11 protein-coding genes and 2 pseudogenes are annotated in these 13,614 nt (G+C 39.4%); 7 read left to right on the top strand and 6 right to left on the bottom strand.

The window, feature by feature from the left end; all coding sequences use genetic code 11:
- The first annotated feature begins 183 nt into the window (after positions 1 to 183).
- Positions 184 to 363, top strand: coding sequence for an IS4/Tn5 family transposase DNA-binding protein (locus tag ICL16_RS34735; RefSeq protein WP_190836138.1), 180 nt, complete (start codon positions 184 to 186; stop codon positions 361 to 363).
- Between the two features lie 294 nt (positions 364 to 657).
- Positions 658 to 1,134, top strand: coding sequence for a hypothetical protein (locus tag ICL16_RS48045; protein ID WP_190836139.1), 477 nt, complete (start codon positions 658 to 660; stop codon positions 1,132 to 1,134).
- 263 nt (positions 1,135 to 1,397) lie between these two features.
- On the opposite strand, the gene ICL16_RS45055 is transcribed toward ICL16_RS48045, so the two are convergent.
- The 5 genes from ICL16_RS45055 to ICL16_RS34760 all read right to left on the bottom strand — a co-directional run bounded on the left by ICL16_RS45055 (position 1,398) and on the right by ICL16_RS34760 (position 6,366).
- Positions 1,398 to 1,658 carry a hypothetical protein gene (locus ICL16_RS45055; protein WP_202895878.1) on the bottom strand — a complete coding sequence of 87 codons (261 nt, stop codon included), beginning with the start codon at positions 1,656 to 1,658 and terminating at the stop codon, positions 1,398 to 1,400.
- 40 nt (positions 1,659 to 1,698) lie between these two features.
- Positions 1,699 to 1,995 carry a hypothetical protein gene (locus tag ICL16_RS45060; RefSeq protein WP_202895879.1) on the bottom strand — a complete coding sequence of 99 codons (297 nt, stop codon included), beginning with the start codon at positions 1,993 to 1,995 and terminating at the stop codon, positions 1,699 to 1,701.
- A 308-nt stretch (positions 1,996 to 2,303) separates the two neighbouring features.
- On the bottom strand, positions 2,304 to 3,470 hold the full coding sequence (locus ICL16_RS34750; protein ID WP_190836140.1) for a restriction endonuclease subunit S: 1,167 nt from the start codon (positions 3,468 to 3,470) through the stop codon (positions 2,304 to 2,306).
- Entirely contained in the window at positions 3,470 to 4,990 is a 1,521-nt protein-coding gene (locus ICL16_RS34755) for an N-6 DNA methylase (RefSeq protein ID WP_190836141.1), read from the bottom strand. Before ICL16_RS34755 ends, ICL16_RS34750 begins: the two co-directional genes overlap by 1 nt.
- Positions 4,987 to 6,366, bottom strand: a complete 1,380-nt coding sequence (locus ICL16_RS34760) for a type I restriction-modification enzyme R subunit C-terminal domain-containing protein (RefSeq protein ID WP_190836142.1) — start codon at positions 6,364 to 6,366, stop codon at positions 4,987 to 4,989. The genes ICL16_RS34755 and ICL16_RS34760 overlap by 4 nt, the downstream gene beginning before the upstream one ends.
- Before the next feature lie 628 nt (positions 6,367 to 6,994).
- Between ICL16_RS34760 and ICL16_RS34765 the strand changes: the two are divergent.
- The 5 genes and pseudogenes from ICL16_RS34765 to ICL16_RS46350 form a co-directional block, all read left to right on the top strand.
- Positions 6,995 to 7,231: pseudogene (locus ICL16_RS34765) on the top strand (transposase family protein); the annotation flags it as partial.
- Between the two features lie 330 nt (positions 7,232 to 7,561).
- Complete coding sequence (locus tag ICL16_RS34770) at positions 7,562 to 8,650, top strand: tyrosine-type recombinase/integrase (protein ID WP_190836143.1); 1,089 nt, start codon at positions 7,562 to 7,564, stop codon at positions 8,648 to 8,650.
- Positions 8,651 to 10,081 (top strand): tyrosine-type recombinase/integrase, encoded by a 1,431-nt coding sequence (locus ICL16_RS34775; protein WP_190836144.1) that lies wholly within the window; start codon positions 8,651 to 8,653, stop codon positions 10,079 to 10,081.
- The gene (locus ICL16_RS34780) at positions 10,065 to 10,994 is read left to right on the top strand and encodes a DUF6262 family protein (RefSeq protein WP_190836145.1); all 930 of its coding nucleotides are present in this window, start codon (positions 10,065 to 10,067) and stop codon (positions 10,992 to 10,994) included. The genes ICL16_RS34775 and ICL16_RS34780 overlap by 17 nt, the downstream gene beginning before the upstream one ends.
- 80 nt (positions 10,995 to 11,074) lie before the next feature.
- Positions 11,075 to 12,057 (top strand): annotated as a pseudogene (locus tag ICL16_RS46350) (ISAs1 family transposase); the annotation flags it as partial.
- Between the two features lie 223 nt (positions 12,058 to 12,280).
- On the opposite strand, the gene ICL16_RS46355 reads toward ICL16_RS46350, so the two are convergent.
- Positions 12,281 to 13,594, bottom strand: a complete 1,314-nt coding sequence (locus ICL16_RS46355; RefSeq protein WP_190836147.1) for a DEAD/DEAH box helicase family protein — start codon at positions 13,592 to 13,594, stop codon at positions 12,281 to 12,283.
- Positions 13,595 to 13,614 lie beyond the last annotated feature (20 nt).

The following is a 13,614-nucleotide window of genomic DNA, read 5'->3' on the forward strand; positions in this document are numbered from 1 at the left end:
TTGGTATTCTTACCGTTGGCGAGTGGAAGAGTATCATAAAATTTTGAAATCTGGTTGTCAAGTAGAGCGATACAGACCTGACTTTTCACGCTAAGTCTTAAAAAGCTTATAGGGCATAGTTTGTAGCCACAGGGCATCATATGCAGTATACTGGTGAAGGTTGGGTATTAGAGGTAACAGAAAATGTTGGACTGGTGGGAAAAGAATTTTGCTACTTGTGAGTTGGGCGATAAACGACTTAACGAGCGTGCAATGTCAATTGGCAGAGCTTTAAGTCAAGGATTTGGTAAGGCCCTGTCGGAAATCTTCAGTAGCGCAACTGTCCTGAAAAGAGCATATGAATTTTTGCCAATCCGAAAGTAGAGTTTGACAAGCTAATTGAGCCACACTGCCAAATAACAACTGAAATCGTTGCTGAGCGCGACCTGGTACTGTGTGTAGGAGACACTACTTTTCTAGATTACGGTAACATTCTAGCTAAACAAGAGGGTTATGGTCCAATTGGTAATGGTGGTAATGGTCTAATACTGCATAGCGCTTTAGCTATAGATCCGCAATTAGGTCAACCCATAGGTATGTTGTGGCAAAAACTGTGGAATCGGGAGCCGAAACCGAAGCCACCAAAAGATGAAAAACTAGAGCAAAAAAAAGAACGACTTGCTCAAGCTCGAAAAGCAGCAAGACAGCGCCCTTTTGAACAGCAAAGTTTCTTATCGTTGGGTAGAAGCAGCTACGATTGTTGAGCAGCAAGTGAGTACATCTACTCGTGTGATTCATGCTTTTGACCGGGAAGGTGATATTGCGGAAGTTTTTGATTGTGTACGTAAACTAGAGCATACAGGAGTTGTAGTACGGGCAGCCCATGACCGCAGTTTAGACTCTGATAGTGAGCGGCTATGGGCGAAACTAGAAGCGCAGCCGATCCGCTTTGAACAAATAATTGATTTACCAGAAACTGCCAAACGCAAGCAACGCCAAGCTAAATTAGTGGTGCGTTTTTGTCAAGTTAATCTTCGTACTCCCTACCGTTTTGACAACCCAGAGCCGCTCAAAGTTTATGCGGTCTATGCACTAGAAGTAAATTGTCCTGAAGGGGAAGAAGCGAAGAAGTGGATGCTATTAACTACCGGGTAGTCTCTACAAACGGGTGCAGGTGACTTGCTCAACCACTTTTTGGAATTGGGACTACCAGCAAATCTCTCCAACTTACTTGACTATTTGTTAACCCCATTTTCATTGCCGGAGTTACTTCTTTATATCTTTTTTGAAACTTATTTTTTTGTCCCGTTAGGTCAATCCGTAAACTTTGATGAAATTGTACGTAATTATAGTCAAATAAGTTAATCCAAAGTAGGCGATTTAAGTTGGCTTGCTTTTTACAGTACCCAAGAGTCTTTCTATGTAAATATGAAAATATGACGCCTAAGAGTTAGATTTAATCGCTCAATATAAGATGTATTTTGCGTACCAATAGGAAAGTCTTCTGCCACCCCCTTTACTAAAAACTTTTTCACTGTTTTAAGTTTTCTTTTGACTCTTTTTTTAACAATTTGTAAATAAACATACGGAAGCTCTCCGAACTGTTTTTCTAGAGCATTTTTATAAGCTGATAATTTATCAGTTGTTACTTTTAAAATTTGGGTGTTCTCCAATTTCATTAAAGCTTTTAGGTTCTTCAGTAATCGATTTGCTGTATGATTAGTGCGTACCCTCGTCAAAGTTTATCCAAAACTTGTTGAGAGGATCTAAAGTCACAAATACCCACATCTGTCGATTTTTATTCTTGAGATAAGACCACAATTCATCCATTTGCAAGAACTGCAACATTACCCCAACAATCAAACAAATACTTTTATGAAATCGTTGACTTTTTTCGGAAATCCCTAACAACCACTCTTCAATTGTTCGGACATCTCTTTCCAAAACATCGGCCATTTGTTCTGCTGACAATCCATAAGTACTTAACGAAAGCTGTTTGAATATATTCTTTTTCACTTCCTTGTTTTCTCCATAGGTCGGAATAAGCTGTTTGGTGAAAACCTATGCTTACCTCCATGACAATAATACATTTGTCTGCGGTCGCCTGAAACTTTCAATTTTTTAATACCATATGAGCGTAATTTTATTATCTAAAGACTGATAGCAGGGGCAATCTTTTTTTGGGCAAAATTTTGGAAAATCACTTATCAGCATTTTCACCCTCACCAGAAAAAATACTTTCCTAAGGAGATTCAAGGGGAAGTATAGCACACAAAGACCCAAACCCTCGCAGTAAACACATTTAAAGCAGTAGAGAGTGATGCTCAGTATCCCTCAAAATGCCTAAAATCATACCACCTGCACTCATTTGTAGGCACTACCAAAGTATCAGTCTTTAATCTCTTAGTCCCATGAGCTGCGGTTTCTACTTGTTGTAAAATTAATGGGGAACGAGTACGGAGTATATAACCGAGATAATCAGGTAACAAGTTATTGCTTGGAACAAGGGCTTTCATGTCCTGGTTAATTGTTACTTCGTTTTGATTAATGCCCACAGGCATTGTATGAGCTAAAATCATTCCCCTGACGACAATCAAAACTGACCCTTCAGGGATGAGTTTGACTGCAGTTTCTTGCAATGCACTATGTGATATGTGTTCTTGTGCGTCTTTGATGTACCACCGCTTCATGTCTTTAGGCGATATCCAAGGTATCAGCCCATTCCAATAGTTTTCATTACTCCTTGAAGGAGTTCCACCACCTTCGATGTGGATTTTTTTACTTGATATCAGTTGACTTATAGTTGGGGAATTTGGATATTGCTCATCAAGTTTTTCTATTACTTCACTTAGGGCTGTTCCCATTAATCGTTCTGCATCTTGACGCATTTTATTAATCAAGCCGCGAGATTCTCTAACTTCAGCTAGCAGTGCTTCTATACGCGCAACAATTCGACGTTGAATATTAATAGATAAAGTAGGTTCTTTTAAGTAAGGTATAGGTAAAAGTATTTTAGCAATTTTTTTCTTGTTTAAAGTCTTACCTTTTACACTTAAATCTACTTCCTTTGATAAAGGAACTACTTTAAGAGCGTAAAAAAGAAAATCTCTATAAAATTTTGTCTGCCAACCAATTTTTATTGGTAATGCAGCTATAGCTTCATTTGTGTAAATTTGTTTTCCGGCAATTCCTAATTTTCCAATAGTTAATTTGAAACTTATCAACACTGTTCCTGGATCAATTAACTTGACATTGGAGCTAGCAACTCCGAGGTCAGTAATTTGCTCCTTAGAACTCATTATTATTTCACCATTTAGATCGGAAATTGAAACCCAAGTATGACCAAAACCCCAGTATTTATGATTATTGCGGCTCGGCGTTCCGCCAATTACAATATCACAAATTTCCTCAAGAGGTACCCATTCCCACTGGTTTGGTAATTTCCACGGCTTTGGCTTTACTATAAAATTCAATCTAGCTTCTGCAATCATCACGCCTCCTCTTCTCCACTCACCATCTTATGAAGGCGTTCTAAAACACTCTGCAATTTGAGTTGATTTTCAATAATTCTAGCTGTCAATTCCGACGGATGAGGCAACTTTTCGCCTGACAAACGATTCGGATTTTTGGCTGACAAATCATAATCACGTTCAACCAAAGTCTCTCCACCTACAAACCAACTCGTTTGAGGAAATTCCTGTTGCGTTTTTCCCTGACGATACGCTAGCCATTGCTGCAAAACCTGTCTTGCTTCTGCAAAATGCTCATCTGCAATGGGGTTAACTTTGCTGAATTTTTTCAACTTATTTGGCAAAGGCATCTCATAATAAAGAACTTCTTTTGTAGAACTTGAACGCTCAAAAAATAACAATGCCGTTTTCACATCTGAGTAAGGCGCAAAGGCTCCAGGAGGCAAACTAACTATTAAAAATAAGTTGAAATCATTGAGCAACATTTGCTTAACAGTAGCAAAAGCCCCACTACGAAATAGTGTTCCTTCTGGCACTACCATACCACAACGCGCTCTGATTGATGGTTTTAATTTTTTAATGATATGTTCAACCGCTAACAATTCTGTAGCATTACTTTTTACCGGAAAATTCTCTTGAATTTGAGCATTTTCTTTACCTCCAAAGGGAGGATTTGTTAGCACGATATCAAAGCGCTCTGAAACATTTTTTAAATTTTCTGCCAGGGTGTTTCGCCGGCGAATATCAGGAACTCTAACCCCATGCAACACCATATTCATGATACCAAGCAGGGCGGGTAGTGCTTTTTTTTCTTGCCCCACAAAGGTGTTATCTTGAAGAATTTTGTGGTCTTTAGTTGTTTTTTCCTGCTTTTGCATCTGTAAATATGCTTCTACCAAAAACCCACAGGAGCCACAAAAAGGGTCATAAACTGTTTCTCCGATGTGGGGATCAATTACTTCAACCATGAAACGAATAATTGAACGGGGTGTATAAAATTCACCCGCCATCTTATTTTCGCTTCCCAACCGTTTTAACAAGTCCTCATATATATGGGAAACGGTGTGAATATCATCGGGATTTTTAAAGTCAATGCTATCGATAATCTCTAGTACATCTTTAAGGTTATAGGGCGAGGCGCAGAGAACGACAGTGCGATCGCTAAATATCCCTGCAATTACCTCCCGTTCCGATGAACCTTTAAGACTAGCTAAATAAGGTATTAGTTTTAAGCGCACAAACTGCATCAATCCATCGCCATCCCATTCTGGGGTAGTGCGGCGACTATTCTCCCCTACCTTGTGTCCTAACGCTTTTGACACCCATTTTGACCAGCGATACGCTTCATCAATAACTCGCTGATAACTTCGCCCTGCTAATTCAGCTTCTAACTCAAAAGTTTCTTCCTGCTCATCAAGAAATTTTAAGAACAACAACCAAGATATATGCTCGACATACTCCATTACACCGCCACAATTATCGTCGCGGCGCAATACGTCACAAGCTCGCCAGATATCGTTGGTTAATTGTTCCCGACTCACGCTATTTCCTCACGGTACAAACGTTGCTGCACCTCATTTAATGCTAGACGCAGATTATTAATACTACCAAAATGTTGGACTACTCCTGATACTTGTCCCATCTCCCGGAAGGGTGACAACCGAAAAACTTCAGGATTTACTATTTCTTGTACACCCGCCAAGCGGTACTTGTCGAGTAAGGCTACAATTACGAACCGTGCTTCTAGGGTTTGACTTTGCAAAAATTGCTGTTCGTAGTTCAAGAATGCGTCAACCCGCTCGTCTCTAGTATGAATTGGTTTACCATATGCAATATGTGCCAAAAGGTCAAATTGGTCTGCTCTTGGTTGCGCTAAAACCTCAGCTAGTACCTCAATGTGGACACTTTCTGCCTCTAACTCTTCCAGAAATGCTTGCCGCAAGGTTGAGTTTGTCCAAATTTCGTGGAGTTGTTCCGAGTTTAGCGCACTGTGCATGATTTTTCCTTTAGTATAGTCAAAGTATTGCGCTAAGGTCAATTGTTCGCCTGTAGCCTCCACAAGAAATGTTGCCTCATCAGCTATTGTTACCTCTAACCCCTGGACGCTAATTTTACCGACTGGTGCTTCTTGGGGTTTGAGTTCAATAGTAACCGTTTGGGTGGTGTCTCGTTCAGTTTCAATTGTTACTGTTCGTGGACGAAATCGCGTACCAGTTACTGACAAACGAATGTTTCCCGCCGGAAGCTGCTCAAAGCGAAAGTATCCATTGCTATCAGTGTGGATGGGGCTAATTTGTTGGTTAACACCTATGTGCGCACTTACAGCAGAGCCAACTAACAGTTCCCCTGTATTAGCATGAACTACAGTTCCTTCCAGGATACTGGTTCTTGCTCCCGTAATTTCAACCGTTGGTTCTTCAGGAGGAGAATCCCATTCATCAAAAAGCCTAGAGGCTCCCACATAATCGATAATCCGAAACCACTCCTTGCCAGTTGTAAAATCTATTCGCGAACCTCGACCAATTATTTGTTTAAAGAGAATTGGCGAGGAAATTGGCTTCATAAATACGATATTCCGACATGATGGAACATCAACACCAGTACTAAGCAACTCAGCAGTTGTAGCTACTACGGGAGTTGTGCGATCGCTGTCTTGAAACTGATCTAACCAAAAGCTGGCTTCTCCTTCTTCTGCAATTATTGGTACTGCATAATTTGAATAACCAAGACCGGAAAATTCATTTTGTAGCAAACGAGCAACCAACCTTGCATGGCTCATATCCACACAAAACACCATTGTCTTGTCCATTGCCCCAAAACGGTTAAGCAAAAGAGCCAAATGTTTTACCATTGCAGCAGTGCGATCGGGTACGGTTATTTCGCGCTCAAACTGTGCTGTTAAATAAACATCCCGCATAGGGCAAACGCATTAAAAATTCAGCCATAATGGATTGACACAAAAACATATATATGCATTATTTATTCTCTCCAGTTATTAGTGATAATTAAAAACTGTGTAACTTTTGTCAATACCTCTAAAGAATGATCTACTAATCATTCACCCAAATATTCAGTCAAGCGTCACTCAACTCAACATCCCTAAGTTTGATCATCATGATCAAAAGTTGCAAAAATCCAATTTTGTACGTCGCTTTATTGCGTGAGCGTATAATTAATTTGTTGTTAATGGTGAAAATGAGATTAATAATGCAAGGTGAGAGAAGTTTCTAGCGTACAAGAATTAACTCGCTTACTGGTAGGAAAAGATTTATTGATAAATTAGCGATGTAATCAAATATTGATAATTTGGAAAATCCAACACTATCAAATTTGAAGAATATTGAAATAATCACAAAAACAAGAGTCCGATCTGCTCAAAATTTGAGTTAATCAATGTCAACGGGAAATCAAGGATATTTAGCTGAGTAAAAAAATATTAAATCGAAAAAATTAGCTATTTGTCTAGTACCATATTACTCTCAAAACTTGATTTAACTTGATAGTTAAATCAGATTTAAACTCAATATTCATCTCCTAAAAACACTATGAAACTGAAACCTAAAATTACAATAGCTGAACATTTTAGTAGTATTAATGACCCAAGAATAGAACGCAGAAAACTACATAAATTAATTGATATAATCACAATTTCTATCTGTGCTATAATTTGTGGGGCAGAAACATGGGAAGATTTAGAATTATTTGGCTCGTCGAAGTACTCGTTTTTCCAAAAATTTTTAGAATTACCAAATGGTATTCCTTCCCATGATACGTTTGCGCGAAGCTCGCCGGGGGAAGCTTTTATCTACAGCTTGGATTATTGTTTATACATAATAAACAACAACAACTCAGAGCGGATTTTTCTGACTTGGTTGAATAGTTAAATGCAGCATTACGATAACTTCAACAACATAAACAATAAGTATGAAATAAAATTTGGTCAAATATAATCTTCAAGGAATCTCCCAGTTGTTGACAGTAGCTTTTCACCCATTTGGATGAATCGATAGTAGGAAGTTAGTTGAGTTAAGGTTAGTTTACAGTGGTCAAGTTGATTAGATATAGATAAAAATTGTGACCTGCTGACCGTACTCAATTGAGGGCTTAACAACATGAAGGTTCAAAGAGTTCGCATACCCAATACAGATCGGGTAACTTGGTTGGTAGTGGATAACAACTATTTACCAGTGCAACCAATCAGCGAATACCTACGCTATTTGGAAAATATTGAACGCGCTCCCAACACAGTTCATGCCTATGCAGGACATTTAAAGCTATATTGGGAGTTTTTAACAGATGCAAAACTTGACTGGTTGGAGGTTTCTTTAGAACACCTTGCTACTTTTATGCATTGGCTACGCTGTCCTGAACCAAAAGTTATAGCTATCCAGCAAGTTAAGGCTAAGAGAACCGAGAAAACTATTAATGCAATTTTGAGTGCAGTCTCTAGTTTCTATGAGTTTCAGTCGCGCAATGGAGTCACCACTCGTATTGATGCCTATCGTTACCAATTTCAGCCAGGGAAAAAATACAAGCCATTTCTGCATCATCTAAGTAAAGGTAAATATGTTAGAACAAGACTGCTGAAACTTAAAGAACCAAAACGATTTCCTGGGGTGATGACCCCAGAACAGATAAAGCAGTTAGTTGCAGCTTGCCAGAGGACTAGAGATAAATTTCTCATCTGTTTACTTCATGAAAGTGGTATGCGAATTGGAGAAGTTTTAGGGCTACATCATGAAGATATTCATACAAGTGGTCAAAATGAAATCTCTGTCATTTTTAGAGATGACAACACTAATGCTGCGAGAACCAAATCCAGAGAATCTCGCGTCATTCATGTTTCTAGGGAATTGATGACTCTTTACTCAGATTATTTAATTAACGAGTATCCAGAGTCGATTGATTCTAACTATGTATTTGTAAATATTTGGGAGGGTAAACTGGGAAGTCCGATGACTTACTCAACCGTAGCTAGCTTGTTTACGCGGTTAGAAAAGAAAACAGGAATTGATGCACGTCCCCATCTTTTCCGCCACACTCATGCAACCGACCTTATTCGTAATGGCTGGGACATGGCACAAGTTCAGAAACGATTAGGTCATGCCAATATTCAGACCACCATCAACACTTATACTCATCTCACTAATGAAGACCTCAAAAAAGCCTATCAGCAGTATTTAGAACAGCGTGATAAGTAAATGAAACCAACAAAAGATCGTCCATTATCAGTTCAACCAGATGAGCAGTCAGAGTTTGATAAAGACATCTGGGATGGTCGTAAATTGGGAGCAGACATCAGACCTTCCGACGGACTTACTATAAACTTTAGGACGATTTTTCCCTTATGGTTACGTCAAGCTACAAAGCAGTATATACGATATAGCTTTGCAACCCTATCCTGGGCTACCTGTAAGAAAAGGAAGGACGCTCTCAACTATTTTTCATCGTTCTTAACAGAATATCACCCAGGATGCTTAGCTTCAAATATTGAGCGTTCACTAATAATTAATTTTTTCGACTATTTAGTTACGAGAAAGTTAGCAGAGAAAACAAGATTAAACATCATTGTCGATCTAGATACTTTCTTTACACTTTGTTCTCGAAATGGTTGGGTAGATCTGGGCGATAAAGTTCTTATTTATAGAGAAGACCATCCGCATCTGAAAAAACCTTTACCTAGGTACATTCCTCAAGAAGTTCTAGAACAAATAAATCAGTATATTGAGACTTTGCCTGAATCCGTAATGCGAATGGTGCTGGTTATTCAAGAAACTGGGATGCGTATAAGTGAATTATGCCGACTAAAATTCGACTGTTTGAAGCAAGATTCGGCAGGCGACTGGTGGCTTAGTTATTACCAGTTCAAGATGAAAAAAGACCATACGATTACTATTTCTAAGGAGATAGTAGCAATTATTCAGGAGCAGCAAAACTATATCAAGAATAATTTAAATTCGAGTTTTGAATACTTGTTTTGTGGAAGAAAGCAGATGAAACATTTCATTCCACAAACTAAACCAATGAATCCAAGTGCATTTACTGATTACCTCAAACGTCTATGTAAAACGAACAATATTTGCGATGCGTCAGGAAAAGTTTGGGATCTTACATCCCACCAATTTCGCCATAGTGTAGGAACTCGGATGATTAACAATGGTGTGCCACAACATATTATTCAACGCTATTTAGGTCATGAGTCGCCCAATATGACTGCTACCTATGCTCATATCTTTGACTCAACCCTAAAAAAAGAAATTGCCAAGTATCACGGAAAAACAATCAATATTTTAGGTCAGGTTGTCTCATCTGAAAATCCAGAACTTGAAACTTCTGATTTGCAATGGTTCAAGCGTAACGTACAAGCTCAGGCTCTTCCGAATGGATCTTGCGCTCGCCCGATTATTAAAGGGCAATGTCCGCACGCCAATGCCTGTTTTACTTGTGGAGACTTTCGCACAACGCTTGAGTTCCTAGACCTCCATAAAGAACAACTGGAGCAAACCGAGAAGATGATTGAAAAGGCTAAGGCTAACAACTGGCAGCGGCAAGTTGAGATGAACGAGCAGGTCAAAATTAACCTTCAAAACATTATTTCATCTCTGGAGTCTGATCATGACAAGGACAGGTAATCCTGATGGTCTACGAAGTGCCGCAGAGCAGAAGAAAAATGACGCTTTGGAACGAACTGATAAAGCTATCTCTCAATTGGTCAAAGAGGGTAAGAAAATTAACTTTCATACTGTAGCTAAAACCGCAGGAGTATCGGTTGCTTATCTCTACAAACATGATTCAATTAAACAGCGCATTGACCAGTTGAGAAAGCAGCAGTCTCCTATCAAAGGACTGGCACAACCGAGTACTTCCGATGATTCTAAGAAAGCCATCATTACAGCTCTTAAAAAGCGGATAAGTGATCTACAAGCCGAGAACAGAGGATTGCGCGACCACCTTGAGGTAGTCCAGGGAATAGCGATGCAAGTTACAGAGTACTTTCAACAGATAGAAGCCCTCAATGTCGAGAACTCAAAGCTTAAGGAACAACTCGATGAATGTCGCCATCAATCTGAAAGTCAACTTTCTTCCATACTGTCATCCGATGCTAAAGTAACGTCTATTGGCTTGAAGAGAACTGAGCGATTAGACATCAGTGAGAAAATTAAACAGCAACTTGCCAGACTTGGAATTCCCCTCAACTCTACCCTCACCAAAACGATTCAGTCTGCATCAGTTGAAATAGTTCTTGGTGCTATAGAAGCTCTCACTGAAGCAATGGATCACGGAGATATCCAAAGACCTGGAGGCTGGCTTAACTCGGCAATAAAAGATGGTTGGATACCCAATGAAAAGCATCTTCCTCAACACAAAGCTGAGCGAGATATCTTCAAGGAATGGTTTAACTTAGCCTTTCAGCAAAAATTGGTTATGGCTAGCACAAAGGGAGATGACGGTCAGATGTATGTCTACAATCTTAATGGTGTGCCACTACCCTTTGAGCAGATGCTAGCTGAGTATCCCTTGGAGAAACTCAAGCTGTCGCTGTAGAAACCATAAACAACACTAATAATCAAACTAGACAAGCGTCACAGCCGTTGTGATGCAATTAAAAGCTTCCCCCGGCAGACTTCGCACGAGTACTCGCTCGGCTCAATCCTGAAGAATTTCAACAAAGTTTCATTAGTTGGATTCAATCTATTAGTAAGTTAACCAATCAAGAAATAGTTGCAATCGATGGAAAAACGCTCCGTGGTTCTTATGATTCGTCAGATGATAAAGCAGCTATACATATGGTGAGTCCAGTCCTGCAGGAGGGTTTCCCTCCGTAGGGAACTGGCGAACCCGAAGGGTCAGTGCATGGGCAGCAGCTAATCGTTTAGTTTTAGGACAAGTGAAAGTTGATGAGAAGTCAAATGAAATTACCGCAATTCCTAAACTATTAAAAGTCTTATGTCTTCAAGGCTGCATTGTTACTATCGATGCGATAGGATGTCAAAAAGAAATTGTCAAGCAAATTGTTGAACAAGATGGAGATTATGTTATTTCTCTGAAAAAAAATCAGAAATCTTTATATGAAAGAGTTGACGCTCTATTTAAATCAGCAATTAACAACCGTTTTGAAGGATTTGAATATACCGAGTTCCGCCAAGATGAATCGGGTCATGGTCGTCATGAAATCCGACAATGTGTGATGTTAAGTAATATTAAAGACCTGATAGATCCAGAAAATAAATGGTCAAAGCTTACAAGTGTTGTCATGATAAATTCATGGCGTACAGAAAATGGGAAAACGACGCTCTTATACTCGTTATTTTATTAGTAGTTTACCTAATAATGCGCTCACTATTAGCCAAATCAGTCCGTACACACTGGACCATAGAGAACCAATTACATTGGATTCTTGATGTTCAATTTAATGAAGATAGTTCTCGAATTAGAAAAGATAATGCTCCACAAAATTTAGCAATTATTAGACATGTTGCTCTCAATCTTTTAAATCAAGAAAAAACAGTAAAGGCTGGCGTTAAACGTAAACGATCGGGAAGCTGGCTGGGATGAAGAATATGCGCGAAAAAGTTTTGGCTGGAATATTTATATCTTAAATTTTTAGCTGAATTCATTATGAGCTAAAAATCGAGTTGACTACAAATAGTGTCAACTCTGATTAGAGATGCAAATGAATTTGCTTTTTTCTCAAGAGTGATTAATTTTTATTATTAATATTCTTTTTGAATCAACTTTTATTAATCATACGCATAATCGTTTTACTGCTTAATTGTCCCAAATAACTTATTTATTGTGTGTACATATATCCTTTTTGGTGTCAATACATATTAACAAAATTTAAATGCGTTTGCCCTAACATCCCGCAACTTTGAGTTTTCAGGCACATAAATTTCTGCACCTTTCCCTTTAGCATCTTCAATTTGCAGTCCGTTTTTATCAACGCTAGTCCTAACCTTATGTACCTTATAAGTGGCAAGGAAACCGTCTTCGATCCCTTGACCAAGACTGTAGCTGTATGCTGGCGGTTGCCAATTTCCCTTGAAAGGGTCTTCGGGATCGATAGGAATTTCAGGTTCTTCTGAGCAGAAATAAGCATATGTATCAACACTTTCACTCTGCTTAGGTGTAGCTGTCATCCCTAGATGGATTGCACTATAAAAATGTTGCAGGATTGCGTTCCACTTGCCAAAACCAGAACGGTGGCACTCGTCAATAATAATAAGTCCAAAGAAATCAGAAGGGATGCGCTTAAACAGTGGCTCACCATTATCCTCAGCATCAAGTGACTGGTAGAGAGCAAAGTACAGTTCCCGGTTAGCATTAAACTTCCCGCCACGAATTAACCCCCGTGGGTCTGACTGTCCTGTGGCAAAAGGAGTAAATGCATTGTATGCTTGATTGCACAGTGCTATGCGGTCTGTAATGAAAAGAACGGGTTTTCTCAACCAACCTGATTTTTTCAGTTTCCAAACTATCTGAAAAGCGGTAAAAGTTTTTCCTGTACCTGTCGCCATTGTTAACAAAATGCGTTTCTGAGCAGCCATCATGCGCTCAATAACACGGCGAATTGCTACTTCTTGAAAATAGTGCGGTTCCTTACCACAGATGGAACTAGGGCAAAAGGGGTGCAAAAGGGGATTAGTTTGCCCAAGCCACTTTGTTGTGTAAGAACTTCCAACTTCAGCAACACGATTACTTGTCAATTTTGCGGTTATTGGCTTACGATACTGCTCCCAGCGATACCACAAATCTTTTGGTGTGGGGAATGAAGATAGTTCACGGCTTTGATTGCAGAAAAAATCAAACTCTACAAACCCATGTCCATTGCTGGAATAAGCAAAAGGCACATCCAACATTTTGGCGTAGGATTTTGCTTGCTCTAAACCCGCATCAACTGTATGCGCCTCATCCTTTGCTTCCAAAACAGCAATCATCTGCCCCTGGTAACGCAGTAAATAATCAACACGACGAGGTTGACGACGCCGAGATTCTTCGCCTACTAAATAAATTCTGCCAGCTGTGACTGGCTGTCCTTTCACAAAGTAGTGTTCACGTTCAATTTGGCTCTCTCCCCAACCAGACATTTTGATTAGGGGATCAATGAGCTTGGCGCGTGTGTCTGCTTCATTATAAAGACTCACACTTTTTGCCTCTCTGACAA

Origin of the sequence: Iningainema tapete BLCC-T55, from assembly GCF_014698965.1 — a bacterium.
In the GTDB taxonomy this organism is placed as follows: domain Bacteria; phylum Cyanobacteriota; class Cyanobacteriia; order Cyanobacteriales; family Nostocaceae; genus Iningainema; species Iningainema tapete.

Coding starts and splice junctions, on each gene's coding strand:
- ICL16_RS34750 (WP_190836140.1), bottom strand. CDS start 3,470: ATGATTGCAGAAGCTAGATTGAATTTTATAGTAAAGCCAAAGCCGTGG.
- ICL16_RS45055 (WP_202895878.1), bottom strand. CDS start 1,658: ATGAAATTGGAGAACACCCAAATTTTAAAAGTAACAACTGATAAATTA.
- ICL16_RS34775 (WP_190836144.1), top strand. CDS start 8,651: ATGAAACCAACAAAAGATCGTCCATTATCAGTTCAACCAGATGAGCAG.
- ICL16_RS34760 (WP_190836142.1), bottom strand. CDS start 6,366: ATGCGGGATGTTTATTTAACAGCACAGTTTGAGCGCGAAATAACCGTA.
- ICL16_RS34780 (WP_190836145.1), top strand. CDS start 10,065: ATGACAAGGACAGGTAATCCTGATGGTCTACGAAGTGCCGCAGAGCAG.
- ICL16_RS34735 (WP_190836138.1), top strand. CDS start 184: ATGTTGGACTGGTGGGAAAAGAATTTTGCTACTTGTGAGTTGGGCGAT.
- ICL16_RS34770 (WP_190836143.1), top strand. CDS start 7,562: ATGAAGGTTCAAAGAGTTCGCATACCCAATACAGATCGGGTAACTTGG.